The sequence below is a fragment of the Pseudomonas thivervalensis genome (assembly GCF_001269655.1).
Classification (GTDB): Bacteria; Pseudomonadota; Gammaproteobacteria; order Pseudomonadales; family Pseudomonadaceae; genus Aquipseudomonas; species Aquipseudomonas thivervalensis.
Window position 1 is genome coordinate 1 of record NZ_LHVE01000024.1, and the last position, 929, is coordinate 929.

Consider the following 929-nt stretch of genomic DNA (forward strand, 5'->3'; position numbering starts at 1 on the left):
TCGACAACATTGACGTGATGGCCGCCGCCACCTACCTCGACTCGTTCTACACCAAGGACAACTACGGCAACGAGGACAACCGCAGCGAGCAACAGGCACCGTTCTCCGCCACGCTGTGGGTCGACTACCACTTCACCCAGGCCGTCCTCAACGGCCTGACCTTCGGCGCAGGTGCCCGCCACACCGGCCGCAAGCCGGGCGACGCGGCCAACTCGTTCGACGTACCGGCCTTCACCGTGTTCGACACCACCATCAGCTATGACATGGGCAAAGCCAGCTCGAGCCTGCGTGGCGTCACCACCAGCCTGAACGTGCAGAACGTCTTCGACCGCGAGTACGTGTCCCACTGCAACTACTCGTTCGGCTGCTACTACGGCCAGGAACGCGTGGCCTCGCTGGACGTGACCTACGACTTCTAAGCAACACCGCACACAAAAAAACCGGGCCTGGCCCGGTTTTTTTGTGCCTCCCAATAAGGTACATGGGCAATACCCTGTGGGAGCAACTGTCTTGGATGGTTTATTTAGCCATCCTTTCCAGGGATCGCGGCGCTTCAGGCGGTCAGTGCAGCCCGCAAGGCTTGGCTCAATTGCGCATACACCTCGTCAATCTCCGGCACCACGCTCTGCAAGCGCAGGTAGTCGTGGATCAGGCCGGTGTATTCGATCAGTTCCACGCTCACCCCCTGCTCCTGCAGACGCCGGGCGTAGGCGCGGCCTTCGTCGAGCAGCGGGTCATGGCCGGCCAGGGCGATCAGGGCTGGGGCCAGGCCTGGGTAACCGGGCGCCAGCAACGGCGAGAAACGCCAGTCCAGGCGATCGGTGGGCTCATTGGCGTAGTGTCGGTAGAACCACTCAAGGGTTTCGCTCTCCAGCAGATAACCTTCGCCAAACAGCTCGGTGGACGGGCTGCTGGTGGACGCATCGGTC

The 929-nt window shown here is 62.1% G+C and carries 2 protein-coding genes; one reads left to right on the forward strand and one right to left on the reverse strand.

The features are described 5' to 3' along the window. Nucleotides 1-419: TonB-dependent receptor domain-containing protein (locus AD659_RS28815; RefSeq protein WP_156330601.1), on the forward strand; the 419-nt coding region annotated here is incomplete at its 5' end. 134 nt (nt 420-553) lie between these two features. Here the strand turns inward: AD659_RS28815 and AD659_RS28820 are convergent. Next, nucleotides 554-929 (reverse strand): alpha/beta hydrolase fold domain-containing protein (locus AD659_RS28820; RefSeq protein ID WP_156330602.1); only part of this gene is annotated, 376 nt, incomplete at its 5' end.